Below are 9,204 nucleotides of genomic sequence, written 5' to 3'. Positions count from 1 at the left end.
TTGGTGAAACCGCTGACCGCCTCGGAGAAGGTGATGGTCACCAGCGAGGTGTCGCCAATCTTCAGCGCGTTGTCGGCAACGATGATGGTCGCCGTCGGACGCACGGTGTCGATGGTGAAGTTGGCGGAATCGGTGGTGCCGCTACCGGCATTGCCGGCCAGGTCGGCCACGCCGGCGTTGGCCAGGGTGATCAGGTTGGTGGTGTCTTTTATGCCCGCAGTCGGGGTAAAGGTGGCGGTCCAGGTGATGCCGCCATCACTGCTGCTGACTGCGCTCAGCGTGCCGTTGGGAATCGTCAGGTCGGCGTTGGTGAAACCGGTCACCGCCTCGGAGAAGGTGATGGTCACCAGCGAGGTTTCACCGGCGGCCAGCGTCGGGTCGGCCASCACAATGGTCGCGGTCGGGCGCTGRCTRTCGATAGCGTAAGTATTGGAATCGGTGGTCGCGGTACCGGCGTTGCCGGCCAGGTCGGCAATCCCGGTGTTGTCCAGGGTGATCACGTTGCCGCTGTGGGTGACGCCGTTCACCGGCGTCAGGGTGGCGGTCCAGGTCACGCCGCCATCGCTGCTGCTCACGGCGCTCAACGTACCGTTGTCGATCGTCAGGTCGGCGTTGGTAAAACCGGTCACTGCTTCGGAGAAGGTGATGGTCACCAACGAAGTCTGGCCGATCCCCAGCGCGGTGTCTGTCACCACGATGGTTGCCGTCGGACGTTGGGTGTCGATGGCGTAGTTGTTCGAGTCGGTGGTGCCGCTACCCGCATTACCGGCCAGATCGGTGATCCCGGTGTTGTCCAGACTGATCAGGTTGGTCGCATCGGTGGTGCTGGCGTTCGGGGTAAAGGTCGCCGTCCAGGTGATACCACCATCGCCGCTGCTCACGGCGGTCAACGTGCCGTTGGTAATGGTCAGGTCAGCGTTGGTGAAGCCAGTCACCGCCTCGCTGAAGGTGATGGTCACCAGTGAGGTGTCGCCAATCTTCAGCGCGTTGTCGGCCACCACGATGGTCGCGGTCGGGCGCGCGGTGTCGATGGCATAGTTGTTCGAATCTGTCGTACCTGTGCCCGCATTACCCGACAGATCGGCGATTCCGGTATTGGCCAGGGTGATCAGGTTGGTCGCGTCAGTGGTGCTGGCGCTCGGCGTAAAGGTCGCGGTCCAGGTGATCCCGCCATCACTGCTGCTGACAGCGGTCAGTGTACCGTTGGCAATCGTCAGGTCGGCGTTGGTGAAACCGGTCACCGCCTCGCTGAAGGTGATGGTCACCAGCGAGGTGTCGCCGATTTTCAACGCGCTGTCCGCGACCACGATGGTCGCGGTCGGGCGCACGGTGTCGATCGCATAGTTGTTCGAGTCGGTGGTCCCGCTACCGGCGTTGCCGGCCAGATCGGCGATCCCGGTGTTGTCCAGGGTGATCAGGTTGGTCGCGTCAGTGGTGCTGGCGCTCGGCGTAAAGGTCGCCGTCCAGGTGATGCCGCCGTCACTGCTGCTGACGGCGGTCAGCGTACCGTTGGTAATCGTCAGGTCGGCGTTGGTGAAACCGCTCACCGCCTCGCTGAAGGTGATGGTCACCAGCGAGGTGTCACCGATTTTCAGGGCGTTGTCCGAGACCACGATAGTCGCCGTCGGCCGCACGGTGTCGATAGCGTAGTTGTTGGAATCGGTGGTGCCCAGGCCGACGTTGCCCACCGCGTTTTGCACACCGGTATTGTCCAGGGTGATCAGGTTGGTGGCGTCGGTAATGGCGTTGGTCGGGGTAAAGGTCGCCGTCCAGGTGATGCCGCCATCGCTGCTGCTGACCGCGGTCAGCGTACCGTTGGCAATCGCCAGGTCGGCGTTGGTGAAGCCGGTCACCGCCTCGCTGAAGGTGATGGTCACCAGCGATGTTTCACCAATTGCCAAAACGTTGTCCGCGACCACGATGGTCGCGGTCGGGTGCGCGGTGTTGATCACGTAATTGCCCGAATCGGTGGTGCCGCTGCCCGCGTTGCCCGCCAGGTCACTGACACCGTTGTTGGTCAGGGTGATCAGGTTGGTGGCATCCGACACCCCGTCGGTCGGGGTGAACGTTGCGGTCCAGGTGATCCCGCCATCGCTGCTGCTCACCGCGCTCAAGGTGCCATTGGCGATGCTCAGGTCGGCATTGGTGAAGCCGCTCACTGCTTCGGAGAAGGTGATGGTTACCAGCGATGTTTCGCCGGCCGTGAGGGTAGTGTCAGCCACCACGATGGTTGCGGTCGGGCGCACGGTGTCGATGGCATAGTTGTTCGAATCGGTGGTGCCGCTGCCCGCATTACCGGCCAGATCGGCGATCCCTGTGTTGTCGAGCGTGATCACGTTAGTGGTGTCGGTGATGCTCGCGGTCGGGGTGAAGGTCCCGGTCCAGGTGGTGCCGCCATCACTGCTGCTGACCGCCGTCAGCGTGCCGTTGACAATCGTCAGGTCGGCGTTGGTGAAGCCGGTCACCGCTTCAGAGAACGTGAAGGTGACCAGTGAGGTGTCGCCGATTTTCAGTGCGGTATCGGTGAACACGATGGTCGCCGTCGGCCGTACGGTGTCGATGGCGTAATTGTTGGACGTGCTGGTGCCAACACCGACTGTGCCCAGCGACACACCCTGGACCCCGGTGTTATCCAGGGTGATCAGGTTAGTGGTGTCAGTAATGGCGTTGGTCGGGGTGAGCGTCGCCGTCCAGGTCACCCCGCCATCACTGCTGCTCACCGCGCTCAGCGTGCCGTTGGCAATCGTCAGGTCGGCGTTGGTGAAACCGGTCACTGCCTCAGTGAAGGTAAAGGTCACCAGCGAAGTCTGGCCGATGTGCAGGGCGCTGTTCGCCACCACGATGGTAGCGCTCGGTGCCGGTGCATAGGCGGTGTTCACGGTGCCGCCGTCGTTGAAGATATTGTTCACAGCCGCCACGCTGGCACCGGTACTACCGCCGCCCAGTGCCGGACCGCCGGAGCCGCTGCCACCGACGTTACCGGACAACGCCGCAAAGTTGGCGGCGGTCATCAGTACCGTACCTTTGTTCCAGATCGCACCGACGCCTTTACCGGCCGCACCACCGGAGTCGGCGGAACCGCCCAGGCCACCACCGCCGCCACCGCCACCACCGGCGGCGATGTTGCCGGAAATCACCGAGGTGCCAATGACCGTCAGGGTGCCGCTACTGGCGTTGTAAATACCACCGGCAGCCGATGCCCCGGCCCTGCCGGGCTTGTCCCAACCGGAGCCGCCACCGCCACCGCCGATGGAAATCGTGCCGTTGTTCGCCGTACCGCCCGCGCCACCGTTGCTGTAGTTGGCAGCCCCCACGCCGCCCGCGCCACCGCTGCTGCTACCGCCGCGACCGCCCATGTAGTTGGGGTTGTAGCCGCCACCGTTACCGCCCGTGTTGGCACTACCACTCGAACCGCCGTAAACACCCGTACCGAAACCGGAGGTACCACCATGACCGCCGGCTTGCCCGCCCAATGCACCGCCACCGCCGCCACCGCCACCGACCGCGCCACCGACGTAAGGTGAGGTAACCCCGCCACCGCCACCGCCGCCCGAAGCGGCGTTGCTGGTCACGGTGACGTTCTTGAGGGTCAGGTTGCCGGCATTGAAAATACCGCCGCCCATGGACGCCGTGCCGTCCGTACCGGCGGCAGCACCATTGCCGGCCACCAGGCCTTGCTTGATGATCAGCCCGTCGAAGGTCGCAGTGACCCCGGAAGCGACCTGAACCACCCGGGTCTTGTACTGACCGTTGAGGGTCACATCGGCAATACCGTCATGGTTCAGGTCACCTTCCAGCGTGACGTTCTTGGTAATGGTCAGTTGCGCGTTCAGATTGACCGTCATGGTGGTGCTGAACGTCACCGTGTCCCCCCCCACGGCATCGCTCAGCGCCTGACGCAATGAGCCAACCCCACTGTCACCGTTGTTGGTGACCGTCAGGGTCGCCAGGCTGTACTGATACGCGGCCATGGACTGGGCCGACAGCACGTTATGGCTCTCGATGGTGCCGGTGGCGATTTCCAGATCCCAGTCACCGCTCACACCGGTACGGTTGTTCGACGCGGCGATATCGCGCCCGGTCAGTTGCGCCAGCGAGTCGACAAAGCTGATGCCCTTGTCACCTGCGGCGGTGTTACAGGCGTAGATCAGAATGTCACCGCCGACGTTCATGTCCTTGCCGATCTCGGCCAGCACCGCGCTGCGAGCCGCCACATTATCGGCCGACAGGTAAGTGTCGCCCAGCCACAAGTCGCCACTGTTGCCGTGGGCAATGATTTCCACGGTACTCACGCCGTGATGGGTATCCAGATAATCGGCGATCTGTTGCAAGCCGTCCTTGGTCGGGTCGAGCTGGACCACCTGGGTGCCAGGTGCCACGCCTTTGAGCAGGCTATCGGCGTCCTTGATGCGCGAGTCGACGAACACCACGCTCTGGCCGGGTACGGCGGTGGGTGTCGCAGCAGGCGCGGGCGTAGCCGCTGACGTGTTGTCCGTCTGGCCGTGGGTGTCCTTGCTGGCCACCGGGTGGTCGGCAACCGGTGCCTTGGCAGCGTCCGCCGTGGCATGGCTGTCAGCTTGGGCGGCGGTATCGGCAACCGTGGCCGCCACTGCGCCGTCGAACAGCATTCGCGGTTCCAGGGACATGATCATTGGCGATGCCAGGACGCGTGCGCCCTCCGTGATCTGCGACTTGCCTTTGCTCCACCACATGCTGCTCACCCGGACTCGAACTTTTATGACTGCGCAAATAAAAAACGCCGTGATCAACTGATCGCGGCGTCGGCTTTCATACGAATAACATTGGCAGCGCTGGCTGAGCCATCGTGCCAAAAGGACAACTCTGCGTATTTGTCGAACAGGTCCGGCGGCAGGATCGTGCGCCGAGGCTCCAGTGCGACCGAGCGTTTGACCTTGTGCAGCCCCGATACCCCGAGCGCCTGGTCGAATTCCGGCGCGTCATAGGCGAGGTTGTTGAAATCGTGCTCGAACCAGGGTTCGCCGATGAAATCGTAGATCAACCGCATGACCCGGTCAGGGGCCTGGCTCAGCAGGTCGTAATCGACGATCAGCAGCGAGTCGGCGTTTTCGCCGTAATAGGCCTCTTTCAGCGCGGTCCAGGCAAAGCCCACCAGACGATTGCGCTGGGCCAGGGTTTCGCAACGGCTGTAAACGGTATTGCGCTCGATTTCGTCATTGAACAGCTTGGTGTTCTCGAACGGATTGGCGCGGTACAGACGTTCGAGGCTGTCCATCACCCAGGCGACATTGCGCACGCAGGCAATGGTTTTGGCCTTGGGAAACAGTTCCCGTAGCGCAGGCTGACGCGAGCACCATTGGCGATTGGTATCGAAGATAACGGGGGTATCTGCCTGATCGGCATAGAAGGAGTCGAACAGACCGCGCAATAGACGACGGCGCAGCGGGGTGTCGATCACCGCGCCAAATTCGCTGCCGGCACTGCATTGCTCCAGGATGCTGGTGAACAGCGATCCGACGGGGCTGGTCATACCGGCGTGAAAACGCGGGTTCTGCAACAGAATCGCAGAAAGCAGGGTCGAGCCTGAGCGCGGCAAACCGGAGATAAAGTGGAACTGCTGCATCCCTTCACCGTAGTCGGAAGTCCATTTGTAAGACAAAGCGTAGCCTACGATTCTGGATCCGACTAGTGGGCTTTTGATATCAAATCGGAGCAAAAACCTTGCAGAAGGTGTGGTTGTAACGAAAGTGGACAGAGTGAAACGTTTAAGCCGGCATCTGACTGCAAATACCGTCGTTTGTGGCGCCAGCTTTCCGGCGGATGACCGTAAGTATCGATCACGTCCGTAGGAGCAAGGCTTGCCCGCGATGAACGATGACGCGGTATGCCTGAAGCACCGCGGCGCGCCCATCGCGGGCAAGAGCTGGGCGCCCCCCGCTCCTACAGATTTACAGGTTATTTTTTAGGGCTGTTGATGACAAACAACCGTGCCCGCGCATTGCCGGCGACTTTTTCGCTGATCTTCTGCCAATCGGCGGGCAATGGTGCGAACTCGTCGGGTTGGTCAGCAGTGCTGAACAACCACACACGGTGCGTTTCGGGCGGCAGATCGGTGAGCCGATCGAGGTAAATCTTGTCGGCGGCTTCCTCTACCAGCGTACCGAAACCGTAGGCATTCGGGCGACTGGACGCGCCATTGGCCAAGGGCGGAGTAAAGAGCCGTGGCTGGACGACGGTGCGATCGTAGTAGACGTACGGCATGTACCAGAGCAGATCGCTGATGACGACCTGATCACCCGGCTCGTAATGCTGGTTGATGAACTCCACCGTCACATTGAGCTGGTCATTTGGATCGACCGTCGCGTTGTTTTTCAGGCCCACCCCTTCAATGCCGATAAACAGCATGAGAAATGCCAGGGCCAGCACCCGAGACCCTTTTTTCAGGCCATCGATGCTCAGGGCCATGATCAGCGGCAACCCCAGCGCGTAGGCCGTCACGTAGCGTTCGATAAACACCGGCGAAATGAACGACACCAGGAAAACCAGCACCAGCGGCACTACCGCGTAAATCGCCAGCAAGGCACTCCAGCGGTAGGCGCTACGATCACGCAGCACCGTCGACACGATCACACCCAGCAACAGCACCGGCAGCGCGAAAAACACCGACCTGGGCAGGAAGTCATCATCGCTCTGGATCATGAAGGTCCAGACCATGGACGGCAGGGAGCTGACGGTGACCGGATCTTCCCAGCCCACATCGCCACTGGCCTTGAGTTCCGGCATGTGCTGAACCAGGCTCAGCAACTCCGGGAACCACGGCAGAAACAGCAGCACGATCGCCGCGTTGGTCAGCCACCAGCCCGGGCGGTTGATGTGCCGCAACCGCTCGCCTGGCTGCACCCGCAGCACCAGCAGGTACAACCAATGGGCAATCACGCACAGGGCCGTGAAGTAGTGGGTGTAAAACCCGGCGGCCATCAGCACTGCATAGATCACCAGATACCGTGCACGCTGGGGCTGTTTGACCCAATACACCAGTGCAATCGTCGCGCCGAGCAGCAACACGCCCAGCAGCGAATACATCCGCACTTCCTGGCTGTAACGCACCGCCGAGGGGAATAGCGCCAGCAACAACCCGGCCAGCAACGCCACCCGCGGGTTGGCGATCAACCGTACCAGCCAGACACCCATTGCGACCGTGGCGATCCCCGGCAGCGCGCTGAGGCCGCGAATCGAGAGCATGCTGTCGCCAAACAGTTCGATCCAGCCGTGCAGCACCATGAAGTAGAGCGGTGGATGCACATCACGGGCCGCGTGAAACCAGATCCCGGCCAGATCGTACTGGCTCATCAGCAGGCTGGAGCCTTCATCGCCCCAAATCGCTGCGGCTGTCAGGTCGTAAAACCGCACGAACGTCGCCAACAGCAAAATTGGCCAGATCCCGTAATCGGTCAGCCATTGAAACAGACGCGCCGAGGCCGCCAGCCGAGTGCGCGCAGCACACGCATCAGGCTTGCCGGCAAGCTCTGTTTCTCTTCGGTATTCCATCTGTCCCCCTGGGTGATTGATAAGGTCCTATAAGGCTTGGACCTCGAATTGGGTGTGGATGCTGCCCCATTCCCTGCACGCACGCAATGTAGCGGCATTCGTCTTTGCGGCTACGCTGATCGGTGGTCGGCGGACACGCCGGCCTCCTCCAAAAAACACAGGGATAACAACCATGGAAGTGTTTACCGGAACCATCCAGACCTTCGCTTTCAACTATCCACCCAGCGGCTGGGCGTTGTGCAACGGGCAGACCATGCAAGTCGGCCAGTTCCAGGCGCTGTTTGCCTTGCTCGGCACCAATTACGGCGGCAACGGCACGACAAACTTCATGCTGCCGGACCTGCGCGGACGCCTGCCCCTGTGTCAGGGCTTGGGCCTGAACCTCACTCCACGGGTGATCGGCACCGCCTCCGGCGCCGAAAAAACCGCCGCCACGGTGAGCAACCTGCCCATTCACACACCCACGGCGACCGCCGTCGGCACCCCTAACCTGACGGCCAACACCACCGTCAACCTGGCCAGTGTTGCTGCCACCCCCTCGAGCACGCCATCAAGTACCAATGCCTTTATCGGCGCCTCCAGCGGCGGCCCGGGCACGGCCAATATCTACTCCACCGCACAGGGCACTGCGCCCGTGCCGCTGCAAGGTGTCAGCACCTCCGTTGGCGGCACCGTCAACGTCGCCGTCTCCGTAGCGCCCATCGGCGGTGGCGTGCCCATGGACACGATGAACCCGTTCCTGGTGCTGAATTTCAGCATGTGCCTCAACGGTCTTTTCCCGTCTCGCAACTGAACATGCCGCCGGGGCCCAAGGCCCCGGCTCTTTACTTTTCTGGAGCCAGGCCATGCAGCAACAGGTCAACAGCGATCATTTTCGACAGCTATTGGAAACACCCACCAGGCTGTACCTGGAGGATGGCAGCGAACTGTCCGTGATCATCGAATCGGTAGAGGACGTACCCAGGGCACGCTTGTCAGAGGGCAGCCGAATGCCTTTTGGCGTGACCTTGAGCAGCCCGGATCTCACATCGTTCGTCGACGGACTCTGTGGGATCGACTTGCCTGAGCTGGGCCGTATCGAAGGTATATTCGTATCGCGCACCCTGGCCCTGGGGCGCGATGCAAGCCGGGCGTATTTCTACATCACCTTCAACTGACCAGAATCTGCGGCTGGCCGGGATACCAGACCAGGCGTTCGGCCGCGACACTTTGCTCCTCAACCTGAAACCCCAGCGCCAGATAATGCTGGCGCGCATGGGGGTTGCTCGCCCAGACCACCGTGCTCACCGGGCAGCGCACCTGTTCGGCGGCTTTTTGCACGCCTTGCAGCACCGTACGGCCATAGCCCTTGCCGCGGGCCGCCGGAATGAACGCCAGGTACAAAACGCGAATTTCGTTGCTGCCAAACTCAGCACTCAAGGCGCCAATCGGGGTGTCGAGCTTCTCGACCACATAGTGCATCGCGTTGGGGAAACGCTCCCCGGTCCCCTGCTCCTGCACCCGGAACTGCTGGGCAATGACCTCCTCGACCAATTCGCGTTCGCCGTCGATCCATTGCAGATCGGGGCGTGCCGCGTGATAGAGGCTTTCCAGAAACGGTCCATCGGTCGTCCGTGAAGGGCGCACCACCAGACCATCGGAGGCATTGGCATTGTTGTTCAGCATCGTGATGCTCCT

At 61.8% G+C, this 9,204-nt stretch carries 6 protein-coding genes; 2 read left to right on the top strand and 4 right to left on the bottom strand.

Going from position 1 to position 9,204, the window contains the following annotated elements; all coding sequences use genetic code 11:
• From AC1DIH_RS27195 to AC1DIH_RS27185, 3 genes are all read right to left on the bottom strand, one after another.
• The coding region (locus tag AC1DIH_RS27195) for an Ig-like domain-containing protein (RefSeq protein WP_477773956.1) at positions 1-4,712 on the bottom strand (4,712 nt) is incomplete at its 3' end.
• Between the two features lie 53 nt (positions 4,713-4,765).
• Positions 4,766-5,602, bottom strand: coding sequence for a sulfotransferase family protein (locus tag AC1DIH_RS27190; RefSeq protein ID WP_477773955.1), 837 nt, complete (start codon positions 5,600-5,602; stop codon positions 4,766-4,768).
• A 332-nt stretch (positions 5,603-5,934) separates the two neighbouring features.
• Complete coding sequence (locus AC1DIH_RS27185; RefSeq protein WP_477773954.1) at positions 5,935-7,527, bottom strand: glycosyltransferase family 39 protein; 1,593 nt, start codon at positions 7,525-7,527, stop codon at positions 5,935-5,937.
• A gap of 172 nt (positions 7,528-7,699) precedes the next feature.
• On the opposite strand from AC1DIH_RS27185, the gene AC1DIH_RS27180 reads away from it, so the two are divergent.
• Positions 7,700-8,320 carry a phage tail protein gene (locus AC1DIH_RS27180; protein ID WP_477773953.1) on the top strand — a complete coding sequence of 207 codons (621 nt, stop codon included), beginning with the start codon at positions 7,700-7,702 and terminating at the stop codon, positions 8,318-8,320.
• Positions 8,321-8,372: 52 nt separating this feature from the next.
• Entirely contained in the window at positions 8,373-8,684 is a 312-nt protein-coding gene (locus AC1DIH_RS27175) for a DUF6916 family protein (RefSeq protein WP_477773952.1), read from the top strand.
• On the opposite strand, the gene AC1DIH_RS27170 is transcribed toward AC1DIH_RS27175, so the two are convergent.
• On the bottom strand, positions 8,677-9,192 hold the full coding sequence (locus AC1DIH_RS27170; RefSeq protein ID WP_477773951.1) for a GNAT family N-acetyltransferase: 516 nt from the start codon (positions 9,190-9,192) through the stop codon (positions 8,677-8,679). The genes AC1DIH_RS27175 and AC1DIH_RS27170 overlap by 8 nt on opposite strands.
• Positions 9,193-9,204: the final 12 nt, after the last annotated feature.

Source organism: Pseudomonas sp. 05N36 (assembly GCF_056397385.1).
Note: the sequence above shows the minus strand (reverse complement) of the source record. Positions and strands in the feature narration are given on the sequence as shown.